14 protein-coding genes are annotated in these 14,413 nt (G+C 41.9%); all 14 read right to left on the bottom strand.

Annotated elements, in window-relative coordinates; translation table 11 throughout:
- Positions 1 to 43: 43 nt before the first annotated feature.
- Positions 44 to 1,711, bottom strand: coding sequence for a DAK2 domain-containing protein (locus N8O43_RS06375; RefSeq protein WP_084923273.1), 1,668 nt, complete (start codon positions 1,709 to 1,711; stop codon positions 44 to 46).
- Between the two features lie 2 nt (positions 1,712 to 1,713).
- Positions 1,714 to 2,079: an Asp23/Gls24 family envelope stress response protein gene (locus N8O43_RS06370; protein WP_000216437.1), complete on the bottom strand. Its 366-nt coding sequence runs from the start codon at positions 2,077 to 2,079 to the stop codon at positions 1,714 to 1,716.
- A 155-nt stretch (positions 2,080 to 2,234) separates the two neighbouring features.
- Positions 2,235 to 2,423 carry a 50S ribosomal protein L28 gene (gene rpmB / locus N8O43_RS06365; protein WP_001140948.1) on the bottom strand — a complete coding sequence of 63 codons (189 nt, stop codon included), beginning with the start codon at positions 2,421 to 2,423 and terminating at the stop codon, positions 2,235 to 2,237.
- A 106-nt stretch (positions 2,424 to 2,529) separates the two neighbouring features.
- Complete coding sequence (locus N8O43_RS06360; RefSeq protein ID WP_261089778.1) at positions 2,530 to 3,204, bottom strand: LiaF transmembrane domain-containing protein; 675 nt, start codon at positions 3,202 to 3,204, stop codon at positions 2,530 to 2,532.
- Between the two features lie 4 nt (positions 3,205 to 3,208).
- Complete coding sequence (locus N8O43_RS06355; protein WP_261089777.1) at positions 3,209 to 3,655, bottom strand: LytTR family DNA-binding domain-containing protein; 447 nt, start codon at positions 3,653 to 3,655, stop codon at positions 3,209 to 3,211.
- 113 nt (positions 3,656 to 3,768) lie between these two features.
- Positions 3,769 to 4,272 (bottom strand): phosphatase PAP2 family protein, encoded by a 504-nt coding sequence (locus N8O43_RS06350; RefSeq protein ID WP_261089776.1) that lies wholly within the window; start codon positions 4,270 to 4,272, stop codon positions 3,769 to 3,771.
- Positions 4,273 to 4,367: 95 nt separating this feature from the next.
- On the bottom strand, positions 4,368 to 6,128 hold the full coding sequence (locus N8O43_RS06345) for an ABC transporter ATP-binding protein (protein WP_261089775.1): 1,761 nt from the start codon (positions 6,126 to 6,128) through the stop codon (positions 4,368 to 4,370).
- Positions 6,118 to 7,887: an ABC transporter ATP-binding protein gene (locus tag N8O43_RS06340; RefSeq protein WP_261089774.1), complete on the bottom strand. Its 1,770-nt coding sequence runs from the start codon at positions 7,885 to 7,887 to the stop codon at positions 6,118 to 6,120. The genes N8O43_RS06345 and N8O43_RS06340 overlap by 11 nt, the downstream gene beginning before the upstream one ends.
- A complete protein-coding gene (locus tag N8O43_RS06335; protein WP_261089773.1) occupies positions 7,862 to 8,332 on the bottom strand; it encodes a MarR family winged helix-turn-helix transcriptional regulator in 471 nt (156 codons plus the stop codon). Before N8O43_RS06335 ends, N8O43_RS06340 begins: the two co-directional genes overlap by 26 nt.
- Positions 8,333 to 8,508: 176 nt before the next feature.
- On the bottom strand, positions 8,509 to 9,225 hold the full coding sequence (locus tag N8O43_RS06330) for a YebC/PmpR family DNA-binding transcriptional regulator (RefSeq protein ID WP_000532883.1): 717 nt from the start codon (positions 9,223 to 9,225) through the stop codon (positions 8,509 to 8,511).
- 96 nt (positions 9,226 to 9,321) lie between these two features.
- A complete protein-coding gene (locus tag N8O43_RS06325; RefSeq protein WP_261089771.1) occupies positions 9,322 to 10,692 on the bottom strand; it encodes an MATE family efflux transporter in 1,371 nt (456 codons plus the stop codon).
- Between the two features lie 114 nt (positions 10,693 to 10,806).
- Positions 10,807 to 11,961, bottom strand: a complete 1,155-nt coding sequence (gene recA / locus N8O43_RS06320) for a recombinase RecA (protein WP_261089768.1) — start codon at positions 11,959 to 11,961, stop codon at positions 10,807 to 10,809.
- A 54-nt stretch (positions 11,962 to 12,015) separates the two neighbouring features.
- Entirely contained in the window at positions 12,016 to 13,272 is a 1,257-nt protein-coding gene (locus N8O43_RS06315) for a competence/damage-inducible protein A (RefSeq protein ID WP_261089767.1), read from the bottom strand.
- Between the two features lie 88 nt (positions 13,273 to 13,360).
- Positions 13,361 to 14,413 (bottom strand): glycopolymer--peptidoglycan transferase LytR, encoded by a 1,053-nt coding sequence (gene lytR, locus N8O43_RS06310; RefSeq protein WP_000239273.1) that lies wholly within the window; start codon positions 14,411 to 14,413, stop codon positions 13,361 to 13,363.

Below are 14,413 nucleotides of genomic sequence, written 5' to 3'. Positions count from 1 at the left end.
CTAAAAAAGAAAAAAGAACTGATTTCTCAGTCCTTCATTAATCTTATTCCACACTAAATAGGTATGGGTAAACCGGTTGTTCTCCTTGGTGAATCTCGACTTCAACGTCTTCGAATTCTTCTACGATTTCTTGAGCAATTTCATTGGCAAGTTCTTCGCTTCCATCTTCACCGACATAGAATGTTACGATTTCACTATCTTCATCCAACATATGTTTCAATGTTTCAGTCAAGGTTTGGTGCATGTCAGGGTTTGACACGAGAATTTTCCCATCCACCATACCAAGATTATCATTTTCATGGATTTCTAAGCCATCAATCGTTGTATCACGCACAGCTGTTGTGACGCTTCCGCTAACGACATCGCTAAGAGCAGCTGTCATACGCTCTTGGTTTTCTTCGATGGACTTGCTTGGATCAAAGGCAAGAAGACTAGTCAATCCTTGAGGAAGAGTACGAGCTTCAACCACTACTGCTGGTTGTTCCAAAACTTCTGCTGCAGATTGAGCTGCCATGAAGATATTCTTGTTATTTGGCAGGAAGATGATGTTACGAGCATTGACCTGTTCAACAGCCTTGATAAAGTCTTCTGTTGAAGGATTCATGGTTTGACCGCCTTCGATAACATAATCAACACCTTGGGAACGGAAGATATCTGCTAGGCCTTTACCAGCCACTACAGCAATCAAAGCATACTCTTTTTCTTCAGCTGGCTTGCTAACTTGAGCAGCTTCTTTTTCAACCTGTGCTTCGTGTTGATTACGCATATTGTCAACTTTTACCTTGACCAAACTACCATATTTGAGACCTTCTTGCATAACAAGTCCTGGATCTTCTGTATGGACATGGACTTTGACAATTTCATCATCGTTGACAACAAGGAGAGAATCCCCGAGTTCATTCAAGTAGTTACGGAACTCGTCGTAGTCAAAATCTTTAGCATAGGTTGGACCTTGCTTAAGAGCTACCATGATTTCAGTACAATAACCAAATGTGATGTCCTCAGTCGCTACGTGACCAGCTACAGACTTGTGGTGCTCCGCATTGATCATTTCACTCATATTAGCAGGAGTCGCCACAAAGTCCTCAGATGCAATATATTCGCCAGTAAGGGCTGAAAGGAAACCTTCGTAGATGAAGACCAGTCCTTGACCACCTGAGTCCACAACGCCAACTTCCTTCAAGACTGGAAGCATATCTGGCGTTTTAGCAAGAGCTGTTTTAGCACCTTCCAAGGCTGCGCGCATGACTTCAACAGCGTCATCTGTTTGCTCAGCTTTTTTCTTAGCACCGATAGCAGCACCACGAGAAACTGTCAAAATCGTTCCTTCAACTGGTTTCATAACGGCCTTATAGGCAACTTCCACACCTGATTGGAAGGCAAGGGCCAAGTCTTGACCTGTTAACTCGTCTTTATCCTTGATGGCTTGTGAAAATCCGCGGAAAAGCTGAGACGTAATAACTCCTGAGTTTCCACGCGCACCCATCAAAAGACCTTTGGCAAGAATGCTCGCTACCTCTCCAACTGTAGAAGCTGGCTTGTCTGCAACTTCTTTAGCTCCATTTTCAATGGTCATTCCCATGTTTGTTCCAGTATCTCCATCTGGAACTGGAAAGACGTTTAATGAATTGACATATTCAGCTTGCTTATTCAAGCGAGTTGATGCAGCCTGCACCATTTCTTGAAATAAGCTAGTAGTAATTTTTGACACGATTATTCTCCTACAACTTTGATATTTTGAATGTAGACATTTACAGTCTGAGCGGTAATTCCAAGTTGGTTTTCCAAACTAAAACGAACACGCTCTTGAATGTTTTTTGACACTTCGCTAATCTTTGTTCCGTAGCTCAACACGGTATATACATCAACTGCAATACTGCCATCTTCGGCCGCTTTTACGACGACACCTTTGGAATAATTTTCCTTACCTAGAAGGGCTTGGAAATTATCTTTGAGGGCATTTTTACTAGCCATACCGACCACACCAAAAATTTCAGTTGCTGCTCCACCTACGACGGTTGCAATCACTTCATCTGTTAGTTCGATTTGACCATCTTTTGTATTAATTTTTACAGTCATCCTTTTTACCTCAACTAGTTGATACTCTATTTTATCATATTTCAGCCCAAGTGTAAAAGCAGAATACTGTATCAGCGGATATTTACTCTATTTTTCAAATGATTTTATATCTACAGTAAAAGAAAAAAGACCCTAAGGTCTCCTTACTTTTATTATTAAACGCGTTCAACTTTACCTGATTTCAAAGCACGAGCTGAAGCCCAAACTTTTTTAGGTTTACCATCGATAAGAACAGTAACTTTTTGAAGGTTTGGTTTTACGGCACGTTTTGTTTGGTTCATCGCGTGTGAACGGTTGTTTCCTGATACAGTCTTACGACCTGTAAAGTAACATACTTTAGCCATTTGTGTTTTCCTCCTATTAGATCTAATATAGCGGATGTGCTAGCACCACATACTGTACTATGTTATCACACTTTCTTCATTTTTGCAAGGGAATTGGAAGATTTTTTTATTTAACGTAGACAATTCCCAACTTCCCAAAGGCCACATCTCCACGGATAATCAAGGTTTTGCTGGTTGGCGCTAGAGGAGTATCTGCCTTGGCTACGCCACAGAAAGTTTCTACCTTTAAATCAACTCCCCAATGTTTAGGAACATAGATAACTGCATTCCCAAAACCGACTTCCACTTTCAGAGTTGCGCTATCTCCTAAAATCTCTGCATTGTCATAATATATCTTGGCATTTCCAAAACCAACTTCTACTTGGTCGTCTACCAATTCTTGATTTTGCTTGTAGAAAGTCCCAGTCCCAAAAGCAACTTCCTTATCTGTCAGAATGGTCTTTTTACCATCATACCACCATTTTTTCCCATTCCAAGTTCTGTTAGAATGAGTGAGTGCGCTGACACCCATTACGATTAAAATACTTGCCCAGAACAATGACTGATTAGGAATTGGTAAAATGCCATAAAAGTGGTTAGCAATCATTAAGGCTACTAGAGCTGTAAAAGAGGCTGAAGTTAAGTGACGACGCAACAAAGCTCCAACTGATTGATAGGCAAAAAATGCAATACCAAGCAAGGGCCAAATTTGCCCACCGAATGAAGGGATTCCAAAATTCCCTTGTAATAATATTAAAGCCGCCAAAATGAGCAACACAATACCAAATGCTTTCTTTTTCATCTTCTTACCTCATGTTTCTTAGATTTTCTTTTAGGAGGGATTGGTAATGTCGTGAGACATGAACCTCCTTGTGGGTTTGATAAAAGGAAATGGTGCCCGTTCCTGAAAAGGACTTGTCAACCGAGTAAACTTGCCGAATATTAGCAATGGTCGACTTGGATACTCGACTGAAATAACGGGGCAGAATAGACTCTAACTCATAGAGTTTAAGTCGAACCTCGTAGGCATCTTTCTGGGTATGGGCGTAAATCTTGCTACCTTCCGTCTCAAAGAAGAGAATTTCCGACAAGTCCAGATAATATTCACCCGTCCCCTTGTAAAAAATCAACCTAGGAGACTTGGATTCTTGCAAGAGCCGCTGTAAATCCGCAATCTCATCTGTCAAAGCCACTGCCTTGATGACAATTTCAGTTTCCTCTAAATTGCTGTCAATTTCGATTCGTAACTTCATTCCATCTCCTTTCTGACTCTACTATATCAAAGCCAAAATAAGAAAACAAGAGCAAAAAAGCAAGTGGTTACTTTAACCCCGTAAGTGGTTGTAGGGTTACCTTAACTTGCAGGTCAAAATAGAAAGAAAATCACACCCCACACAAGAGCACTCATATAGCCAGCCACTACATCCTTGGGAAAATGCACTCCACCTAAGACTCTCACTAGACCTAGGAAGGCTGATAATGTCAAACAAATCATCCCCATAGTTAGACTAGCATGCAAGCAAGCCATGGAGATAATGGTTGCTGAAAAGACATGACGGCTGGGCATAGACTGACCAGGACCATCTCTGTCAAGCAAGGGTTTAATATCCCATTCCTCATAAGGCCTAGGGGCATTGATTTTCTTACGGAGAAGGGACAAAATCACAAAACCTGATGCAGGGATAAACACATACATCAAGACCTGTTTCCCAAATTCTTGTTGGAGATAGGTAGTTGCTAACAAGGTTAGATAAATCATAGGCATAACTACCGTCATGAAGAGATTGAAAGTTCTTAACAAGCTCAGAAGAAAGGGCCTATTTTCAACGTTAGCAGCAATGTAGTCATACCATTCTTGATAATTTTTCATATATTTTCTCATCACTTACTCAAATTTTGCTTACAGGGAAGCACTTGTCTTCTAGTATAGTGCAGAAAAAGAAGGCCGTCAAGCCTTCTTTGGGTTTATTCTTCTGCTTCGTCTTCTGTAAATTGACTGTTGTAGAGGTCAGCGTAGAAACCAGCTTGCGCCATCAGCTCATCATGATTTCCTTGCTCGATGATATTCCCATCTTTCATAACCAGAATCAGATCCGCATTACGGATAGTAGACAAGCGGTGGGCGATGACAAAGGAAGTTCTGCCTTCCATCAAACGATCCATGGCTTTCTGAATCAATTCCTCTGTACGGGTATCAACAGAAGAAGTTGCCTCATCTAGGATTAGGAGTGGAGCATCTTTCAGCAAAGCACGAGCGATAGTCAAGAGTTGTTTTTGTCCGACAGACAAGGTTACCGTGTCATCCAAGACGGTATCATAACCATCTGGTAGGGTCATAATAAAGTGGTGAATCCCTACAGCCTTGCTGGCTTCAATCACGCGCTCATCACTAATACCCTTTTGGTTATAGATGAGATTGTCTCGGATAGTACCTTCAAAGAGCCAGGTGTCCTGCAAGACCATTGAAAAGGCATCGTGTACTTCCGAACGCTTCATCTCCTTGGTATCCACACCATCGATACGGATACTTCCCTTATCAATCTCATAGAACTTCATCAAAAGATTGACAATGGTTGTCTTACCAGCTCCGGTCGGCCCGACAATCGCAACTTTTTGACCTGCATGAGCTGTCGCAGAAAAGTCATGAATAATGGTTCGCTCTGGTGTATAACCAAAGGAAACTCGATCAAAGACCACTTGACCTTTCATATCGCTCAATTGTCTTGCTTTATGGGATTCGTCTTCCATTTCCTCTTCAGCTAGGAACTCGAAGACACGTCCCATGGCTGCACTAGCCTGCTGAAGACTGGTAATCCCTTGAGCGATTTGCGAAAGAGGCTGAGAAAAGATACGAACGTAAGCCATAAAGGCAACGATAATCCCGATACTGATGTGCCCATTTAAGGCCAAGGCTGCACCAACAATAATCACCAAGGCATAGCTAAAGTTACCAATAAACATCATAATCGGCATCATAATCCCTGAAATAAACTGAGATTTCCAGATACTATCATACAGACGATGGTTTAATTTCGCAAACTCTTCTTTCGTACTCTCGATGGCATTGTAACTGGTCACCACATTATGGCCAGAGTACATTTCCTCCACATAGCCATTGACAGCCGCCAAATCCTGTTGCTGACTCTTAAAGAAGCCCTGGGATTTGCCCATAAAGACGGACACGAAAACAAAACCGATAAGGGTTGAAACTACCGTCACCAAGGCTAAAATCCAGTTCATCCCAAACATGGTTACCAAGACTGCTACGACCAGTAAACTAGATGAAAGAACTGTTCCCAGACTTTGATTAAGGGACTGGGCTGCAGTGTCAACGTCATTGGTTACACGAGACAAGGTATCTCCTTGAGAATGTCCATCAAAATATCCCAATGGAAGGCGATTAATTTTCTCTGCAATAGCTCTTCTCAAACGCTCTGAAAAACGTTGAATAGCTGTTGTAAACAGAAAGGCCTGCAAATAATTTGATAAAAGTCCAATCACATAGATGACGGCCAAAAAACCACCAATAGCTGCAACCGCCGCGACATCCACACTTGTTTCCAAACCACTGGCAATAATATTAGTCATTTCCTTGATGCGGGTTGGACCATATACAGTAATGATATTGGATAAGATTGTTGCTAGAAAGGCGATTAGAAGGGCAAACTGGAGGCCTGCAAGATAGGGTTTACTCTGTTTCCAGAGAGACATTTTCTTATTTTCCATGTTCCAATTCCTCCTTCGATAGTTGTGAATAGGCAATTTCTTGGTAAACTTCGTTATTAGCTAGAAGTTCCTTGTGGGTGCCTTGTCCCACGACTTTTCCTTGATCCAAGACCAAAATCAAATCTGCATCCATAATCGTTGAAATACGCTGTGCAACGATAAGCTTGGTCATAGACTTGGTTTTCTCTGCTAGCTCTTGGCGTAGGACACGGTCTGTCTTGTAGTCCAAAGCTGAGAAGGAGTCATCAAAGATGAGGATTTCTGGCTTCCGAGCTAAGGCACGCGCAATTGCCAGACGCTGTCTTTGACCACCTGAGAAGTTGGTTCCTCCTTGGGCCACTTCTGACGATAAGCCCGCTTCCTTGTCTTCGATAAAGTTCTTAGACTGGGCCAACTCCAAAGCCTGCCACATAGCCTGTTCACTAAGTGGTGTTTCTTGACTGTGTCCAAAGTCCAAATTGCCCTTAACATCACCTGAAAAGAGAACCGCTTTCTGAGGAATATAACCAACCTTGTTGCGCAAATCTTTCAAGTCATAGTCTTGAACATTGACACCATCTACCAGAATTTCTCCTGCTGACACGTCGTAGAAACGTGGAATCAGATTGACCAGAGTTGATTTACCAGAACCAGTTGACCCAATAAAGGCCACTGTTTGACCCGCTTCTGCTTTAAAGCTAATATTCTCAATAACCGCCTCCGAATTTGCCGCATAGCGGAAGGTCACATCCTTAAATTCGACCTGACCTTTGAGGTTTTCATCAGCCAACTGCACTTGAGCAGGATTTTGGATAGAAGAATGCAAATCTAAAACCTGATTAATCCGCTTAGCAGAGACCATGGTTCGGGGAAGAACGATGAAGAGCGCCCCCATGAGAAGGAAGCCCATGACAACCTGCATGGCATAAGACATGAAAACAATCATGTCACTAAAGAGAGGCAGACGCGCTATCGGAGCAGCGTCGTTAATCACATAGGCCCCAATCCAGTAAATCGCCACACTCAAACCACTTGAAATCCCCATCATGATAGGGTTCAAAATAGCCATAAGACGGTTGACAAACAAATTCAAGCGTGTCAATTCATCATTTGCTGATGCAAATTTTTCATTTTGGTATTCTTCAGCATTGTAGGCACGAACAACACGAATACCTGTTAAACTTTCACGAGTGATACTGTTCAATTTATCAGTCAGACTTTGAATCAAGGACTGTTTTGGAAAGGCTAGCGTCATCAAAACAGTTGTCATCAGGACGTTGACAATCACTGCCACAAGTACGGCCCAGAGCCAGTATTCTGAATGGCCTAAAATCTTCCCAATAGCCCAGATAGCCATAATCGGACCACGCGTAACCACTTGCAAACCCATGGTAATCAACATCTGAACCTGAGTAATATCATTGGTCGTACGCGTCAAGAGACTAGGAATAGAGAATTTCTTAATCTCTGTCTGCGAGTAATCCAAAACTCGGTTAAAAATATCACTTCTCAGCCTACTAGTATAAGAAGCAGCCACTCGGGAAGCAAAAAATCCAACTGCAACTGCGGATAAGAAAGCTAGAAAGGACATTCCCACCATCATGCTTGCCGGCTGCCATAACTCATCCAAGTTGGTTCCCTGAGTTCCTAGTAAATCAGTGATTTTAGAGATATAGGTCGGCACTTCCAACTCTAGATAAACCGAAAAGCAGGTAAAGAGAATGGCTAGTAAAATCATCCCCCATTCTTTTCCACTAATTCGTTTGGCTAATTTCTTCATTATCTCCTCCTATTCTCTTGATATTTTCCTGTAATTGATTGAGGACTTTCTCAAAAATCAGTAATTCGCCTTCATCTACGTCTGCCAACAACTGCTTGTCTATGCGTTTAAAAAAGGCCTTAAATTCTTGCATTTGAGAACGCGATTTTTCCGTCAGACGAACAAACTTAGCCCGCTTATCGCTAGAACTCGCCTCCAATTCTACCAGACCATTTTGCACCATACGCTTGACCAAATTACTAGCAACAGACTTGGTAATATTGAGTTCCTGCTCGATATCTTTAATCAAGACCAATTCTTGATTTTTCTCACGATTATCCAAAAAACGCACAACCTGACCTTGAGGCCCACCCATAAATTCAATACCACAACGTTTGGCTTCCTTTTGCACCATCAGGTGAATCTGATGAGCAAAACGCTTAAAGACTAACATCGGTTTATCCATACTAACTCCTTTCTAACCATCACATTTAGTTCTCCTAGGAACTAAATAAGTTTCCATGAGAACTATTTTACCACTTTGAAAAGAGATGTCAAAAAAAAGTTTCCTAGAGAACTATTTTCTTGATTCAAAAAATCCCAAGTGATTTTTTCACTTAGGATCATGTTCTCTAGGTTAAATTAGAACCCGTCTACGTTTGTGTAGATTTTTTGTACGTCTTCGTCGTCCTCAAGGACGCTGTAAAGTTTTTCAAAGGTTTCAAGGTCATCGCCTGACAATTCCACTTCTGACTGAGGAATCATTTCCAATTCAGTCACTTGGAATTCTTCGACACCTGACTCACGAAGAGCAACGATAGCCTTGTGAAGGTCAGTTGGAGCTGTGTAAACTGTGATTGTACCTTCTTCTGCTTCTACATCATCCACATCCACATCTGCTTCTAGCAATTGCTCAAAGACTGCGTCCGCATCTTCACCTGCAAATACAATAACTCCCTTGTTATCGAAGAGGTAAGAAACAGAACCTGAAGCACCCATGTTTCCGCCGTTTTTACCAAAGGCTGCACGGACATTGGCCGCTGTACGGTTGACATTTGAAGTCAAAGTATCAACAATCAGCATAGAACCATTTGGTCCAAAACCTTCGTAACGTCCTTCTGTAAAGGTTTCGTCTGTGTTTCCTTTAGCCTTGTCCAAAGCTTTATCGATAACGTGTTTTGGCACTTGGGCTTGTTTAGCACGGTCGATAACGAACTTCAAGGCTGAGTTTGATTCCGGATCTGGATCACCTTTTTTAGCTGCTACATAGATTTCTACACCAAATTTTGCATATACTTTAGAGTTAGCTCCATCTTTAGCCGTTTTCTTGGCTACGATATTGGCCCATTTACGTCCCATTAGGAATCTCCTTTTTTCACATTTTAATCTTTCTTATTATAACACAAGTTTTTTCGATTTTCACTAGAGGAAATGGATTTTATTCAGTAAATCGAGCTATGATGACACTTTTGTTGTCAAGATGGCCTTGCCTTCTTTTACCAAAGGATGACGGAAGAGTGAAAAGTACAGTTGGATGGTCATGGCAACCCAGATAAGGGGTTCACAAAGGATAACTCCCTTATAGCCCGCCCAAGGGATAATCAAGACCACAAAAGCGATTTTCCCGATTAGTTCTATAAAGCTAGAAACCAGAGGAAGGACCTTTTGCCCCAAGCCCTGCAAACAATTGCGATAAATCAATAAGAGACTCAAAATAGGATAAAAAGCTGAACTGATTTGCAAGTACAGACTACCATTTTCTACCAAGCAATCATCCGTCGAACTAGCCAAGAAGGAAACCAAGGCTGGACTGGCAAAAAAGAGGAAGACACAAACAAAAACTGCCCAGGATATACTTAAACGACTGCCGATTCGAAGTCCTTGAACAATGCGGTCTGGTCGCTTAGCTCCTAGATTCTGAGAAGCAAAGGTCGTCATTGATGCAGAAATAGCGGTCATGGGAAGAAGGGCGAAAGCCATAATGCGTCGCGCCGCTGTTTGAGCACTAATAATCACGGCTCCAAAAGTATTGACAGAAGACTGTAAAATCACACTGCCGATGGACACAATCGAACTCATCAAGCCCATAGCCAAACCTTGCTCCAAGAGATCCGCGTACAAGGTCTTATCCCATTTGAAATGCTTGAGCTGAGGGAGTAGCTCAGGCACACTCTTACGGATATAATAAAAGCAAAGAACCGCTGATAAGCCTTGCGAAATAATGGTAGCTAGTCCCGCGGATTGAACTCCCAGATGCAATTGCGTAATGAAATAGAGATCCAGAACCACATTAACCAAGGCAGAGAAAATCAGAAATCCAAGCGCTGCTAGACTGTCCCCAATGGACCGCAACAAACCTGCAAAAAGATTATAAGCAAAGCTGACACCCACGCAAGTCACAATCATTGAAATATATTGATAAGATTGAGGAAGGATTTCTGCAGGAGTATCTAAATATTGCAAGAGTGGATACAGACCGACAAATCCCAGCAGCATAACTACAATACTCAAAAGAGCACCTAAAATCCAGGTAGCTGCTACTGCCTCCTTGATTTTAGTGAAATTCCGAGCTCCATAATAACGGGCAATGACAATTCCCATGCCATTGCCGACACCAAGAGTAAAACCTACAATCAGGTCAAAAATTGCTGTCGTCGCTCCTACTGCAGCCAAGGATTCTTGACCAAGAAATCGTCCAACAATCAAGACATCAGCAGTATTATAGAGCTGTTGAAAAATATTTGATAGCAAGATTGGGAAGGCGAAGCTTAAGAGCGAGGGAAGAATCGGACCATGTATCAGGTCCACTGTTCGTTTTTTATTCATAAGGCTATTATATCAGCTTTCTAGAGGAGCGACAAGAAACAGCAAACTATGCGTGAGCTGAAAACCAGAAAAAGACAACGAAAAAGCAGTGGTTTTCTCCACTACTTTGACAGCTTATTCTTCAATTTCGATTTCAAGCTCATCGCCTAGGTCAAGAGTTACTTCTTCATTCAAAGAATCTGCTTGAACTGCTTCATCTTTTTTGCTTTCAGCAGCTTCTTCTCCATCAATCAAACCAAATTGAACACGGACTTGATGGTCAATCTCATCAAAGACTTCTGGGTTATCTGCCAAGTATTTCTTAGCATTTTCAGAACCTTGCCCGATTTTCTCATCCTTGTAAGAGTACCAAGCTCCTGCTTTTTTGATAATATCCAAATCGCTTGCGATTTTCAAGAGTTCACCAGTCTTAGAAATACCTTCTCCGTACATGATTTCAACGAAGGCTTCCTTAAATGGTGGAGCCACCTTGTTTTTCACGACCTTGATTTTAGTTTCTTTACCGACATTGGTATCTTTTTGGTCACCAGTTCCCTTGATTTGTGTGCTTCCACGAACATCCAAACGGACTGATGCGTAAAATTTCAGAGCACGTCCACCAGGAGTTGTTTCTGGATTTCCAAACATCACCCCAACTTTTTCACGCAATTGGTTGATAAAGATGGCAATTGTTTTGGTTTTATTGATAGAAGCACCAAGTTTACGCATAGCCTGGCTCATCATACGAGCCTGCAAACCAACGTGGCTATCTCCGATATCTCCATCAATTTCCGCACGAGGTACAAGGGCAGCAACTGAGTCGACTACGACAAGATCTACAGCACCTGAGTCAATCAATTTTCCTGCAATCTCAAGACCTTGCTCTCCTGAGTCTGGTTGAGATAAGAGCAATTCGTCAATGTTGACACCAAGGGCCGCAGCATAAGCTGGATCAAGGGCATGTTCTGCATCGATAAAGGCTGCAATACCACCTTCTTTTTGAGCTTGTGCAACTGCATGAAGGGCAACTGTTGTCTTACCAGATGACTCTGGTCCATAAATTTCAATGATACGTCCCTTAGGATAACCACCTGAACCAAGGGCAATGTCAAGAGCCAAGGAACCTGAGCTCATCACCTGCACCTTTTGCTCGGCACGTTCACCCAAACGCATGATTGATCCCTTACCAAAGTCTTTCTCAATCAATTTAAGAGCGTCATTCAAGGCTTTTTCACGTTCAGCACCGAATTTTTTTGAAATTTCATCTAATTTTTTTGGTTTTTTCGCCATTCTATTCTCCTACATTCTAATGGTCCTCAGACCTATCTACTATTATATCAAAAGTTAGTCACTTAATAAAGCCTTGCGAACTAGGTTAAAGGCATGCATAACTGCAATGTGACGTACATCTGCTCGACTTCTGCCTCCAATATTAACCTTGATGACCTCAGTTCCATGCTCTTGAGCCAAGCCTATGAAGACTGTCCCAGCTGGATGTCCTTCTAGGCTATCTGGTCCTGCCACTCCAGTCAAACTAAGGCCAAAATCAGACTTAGTCTTGATTCGTGCTTGCTCAGCCATCTTCTGAGCTGTAAATTCAGACACCACACCATGTTCTTCCAAATCCTTGACAGGAATATCCAACATCTTTGATTTTTCCTCCAGGCTATAGGTTACAAAACCACCCTTAAATATACTTGAAGCACCCGAAAAATCCGCTACATTGGCTTGGAAAAGCCCTGCCGTTAAACTCTCTGCAGCCGTGATGGTTTTCCCTTGTTTTTTCAGTTCTTCTACCACAATGCTGGCCAAACTGGACTCTTCCCCATAACCATAGCAAAGTTCTCGTAAAGAAAGGCCTTCAAAGGTCTGGCGACCTAAGATTTGATTTTCCAAGATATCCAGCACTTGATTCGCCTCTTCTTGACTGCTAGCCTTTGTTGACAGACGCAAGGTTACCTCCCCTGTCTTAGCATAAGGGGCCAAGGTCGGATCTGTTTGATTATCAATCAAATCAGACAAAATCGTAACCAGCTGGCTCTCGCCAATTCCAAAGAAACGAAGAACTCGGGAATACAGCTTGCTCCCTGTCATCAACTTGGGTAGAAGTTGGTTTAAGACCATCGGTTTCAATTCACTTGGTGGACCTGGAAGGACAACGTAGGTCACTCCATCGACTTCCAAAATGCCTCCCACAGCCAGTCCAGTTTCGTTGGGCAGTGGAGTCGCTCCTTCTACAATTTGAGCTTGTCTTTCGTTATTCGGTGTTCGGGCATAGTCTGGTCTCTGGGCAAAAAAGACATCCAACTTCTCCTGAGCCTGAGGATCGAAGACTAATTCTTTCCCTAAAAATTTAGCCAGAGTTTGTTTGGTCAAATCGTCCTCAGTTGGCCCTAAACCACCTGTCAAAATCACCAGACTGCTACGTTGACTGGCAATTTCAAGCAAAGACAAGAGACGAGCTTCATTGTCTCCTACAGCCGTCTGAAAATATACGTCTACCCCAATCTCTGCTAGTTTTTCCGACAAAAACTGGGCATTGGTATTAACAATCTGTCCGGTCAAAATCTCTGTTCCAACAGCAATGATTTCCGCTTTCATGTTTCCTCCTACCTATCTATTCGTATTTTTTTGAAAAAATCGCAGGAAATTTCCCACGATTAATTTTTTATTTGTATTAAAAAACGAACTATTCTACTTCATTTGTTACAAAGACACCTTGTTGTTGATTCTCCCCATCACCAACAGGCACCCGTCCAAACAAATCTTCAAATAAGACAACATTTGTTTCCAGCTGAGTGACTTCTTCTTGTCCCAAAGAACGTCGCAATATATTCTGCATTTCCAACATATGCTCTCTCGAAACAATCTGGTAAGAAATACCTTGCAACATCTCTCCTTCGCCCTTCAATTGTTGAGATTCAATGGTTTTAAATGAATCTTTATAGCCCAACAAGCTAGGAATACTTTTCGCAGATAAATCAATATTAGTCTGCATATTCGTACTTAAGGCTTTTAAGATAGACTGATAGTGACTAACGCTATTCAAACTAAGAACTTTTTCAACAACCTTTTGAATGACTTCACGCTGACGCTTCTGACGTCCGTAGTCTCCTTCTGGGTCTTGATAACGCATGCGGGAATAAACAAGCGCTTCTTCTCCATTTATTGTCTGTTCTCCAACACCGATAGAAATGGTATTAAATTCCTCTTGATCACTAATAGAAATTGGGAAGCCTAGCGTGTTGTTGACGGTTATACCACCCACTGCATCGACTAATTGTTGCAATCCTTGCATATTAACCATAATGTAGCGATCGATATGGATATTCATCATCTTTTGAATGGTTGAAATAGCTAACTCTGCACCACCACCAGCATAGGCAGCGTTTAACTTCGCTTCCTCAATCTGGCCATCTTTATGCTGAATTTTAGTCAGGATGTCACGTTCCAAACTCAACATCATGGTTTTCTTAGTATGTGGATTCACCGTCAAGAGAATCATGGAATCACTATTTCCAGCCCATTGATCTGTACGCTCTACATTCCCAGTATCAACCCCCATCAAAAGAATCGTTAAGGGTTCAGTCGCCTCAATAACATTGGTTTCTTCTCCAATTTTTTTATAGGTTTTTGATAAGGTTTGTGTACCTTGCTGATAAATAGTATAAGCAAAAACACCCACACCCAAAACCGTCACAGCTAGAAAAGCTAGCACCATTCCAATAATTTTTTTAACCAT

Source organism: Streptococcus mitis, from assembly GCF_946190335.1.
In the GTDB taxonomy this organism is placed as follows: Bacteria; Bacillota; Bacilli; order Lactobacillales; family Streptococcaceae; genus Streptococcus; species Streptococcus mitis_CH.
This window is presented reverse-complemented; position numbering and strand designations above follow the sequence as displayed.

What these genes read in the sequence shown, in the direction of transcription:
- N8O43_RS06370 (WP_000216437.1), bottom strand. Translation starts at nt 2,079, where the DNA reads ATGACTGTAAAAATTAATACAAAAGATGGTCAAATCGAACTAACAGAT.
- rpmB (WP_001140948.1), bottom strand. Translation starts at nt 2,423, where the DNA reads ATGGCTAAAGTATGTTACTTTACAGGTCGTAAGACTGTATCAGGAAAC.
- N8O43_RS06360 (WP_261089778.1), bottom strand. Translation starts at nt 3,204, where the DNA reads ATGAAAAAGAAAGCATTTGGTATTGTGTTGCTCATTTTGGCGGCTTTA.
- N8O43_RS06355 (WP_261089777.1), bottom strand. Translation starts at nt 3,655, where the DNA reads ATGAAGTTACGAATCGAAATTGACAGCAATTTAGAGGAAACTGAAATT.
- N8O43_RS06350 (WP_261089776.1), bottom strand. Translation starts at nt 4,272, where the DNA reads ATGAAAAATTATCAAGAATGGTATGACTACATTGCTGCTAACGTTGAA.
- N8O43_RS06345 (WP_261089775.1), bottom strand. Translation starts at nt 6,128, where the DNA reads ATGGAAAATAAGAAAATGTCTCTCTGGAAACAGAGTAAACCCTATCTT.
- N8O43_RS06340 (WP_261089774.1), bottom strand. Translation starts at nt 7,887, where the DNA reads ATGAAGAAATTAGCCAAACGAATTAGTGGAAAAGAATGGGGGATGATT.
- N8O43_RS06335 (WP_261089773.1), bottom strand. Translation starts at nt 8,332, where the DNA reads ATGGATAAACCGATGTTAGTCTTTAAGCGTTTTGCTCATCAGATTCAC.
- N8O43_RS06330 (WP_000532883.1), bottom strand. Translation starts at nt 9,225, where the DNA reads ATGGGACGTAAATGGGCCAATATCGTAGCCAAGAAAACGGCTAAAGAT.
- N8O43_RS06325 (WP_261089771.1), bottom strand. Translation starts at nt 10,692, where the DNA reads ATGAATAAAAAACGAACAGTGGACCTGATACATGGTCCGATTCTTCCC.
- recA (WP_261089768.1), bottom strand. Translation starts at nt 11,961, where the DNA reads ATGGCGAAAAAACCAAAAAAATTAGATGAAATTTCAAAAAAATTCGGT.
- N8O43_RS06315 (WP_261089767.1), bottom strand. Translation starts at nt 13,272, where the DNA reads ATGAAAGCGGAAATCATTGCTGTTGGAACAGAGATTTTGACCGGACAG.
- lytR (WP_000239273.1), bottom strand. Translation starts at nt 14,413, where the DNA reads ATGGTTAAAAAAATTATTGGAATGGTGCTAGCTTTTCTAGCTGTGACG.